The following is a 254-nucleotide window of genomic DNA, read 5'->3' on the forward strand; positions in this document are numbered from 1 at the left end:
TCTAACACTTTATTTTCACAGTACAGTAATCAGTAACGGCCCAATATTCATCCGCTTCACTTAGATTTTTTAATGCCTTGTATGCAACTTTATCGTAGATATTACCGAACAAGTTAAATTTGTCATACCTAAACCAATTGTCTTTATCTCCAATCCTTTTTCTATTTTTAAGAATCAAATCATATGGGGTTACTTTGTTCGGCGGGACTTTTTCTCCCCAATGATGAGTATGACCCGCTGGAGGACAAACGGCT

At 36.6% G+C, this 254-nt stretch carries 1 protein-coding gene; it reads right to left on the minus strand.

The genetic code is table 11. From position 1 onward, the window contains the following. Nucleotide 1: 1 nt before the first annotated feature. Nucleotides 2–254: hypothetical protein (locus KVT27_RS25455; protein ID WP_217582255.1), on the minus strand; the 253-nt coding region annotated here is incomplete at its 5' end.

Source organism: Lysinibacillus sp. GbtcB16, from assembly GCF_019091145.1.
GTDB lineage: Bacteria > Bacillota > Bacilli > Bacillales_A > Planococcaceae > Lysinibacillus > Lysinibacillus fusiformis.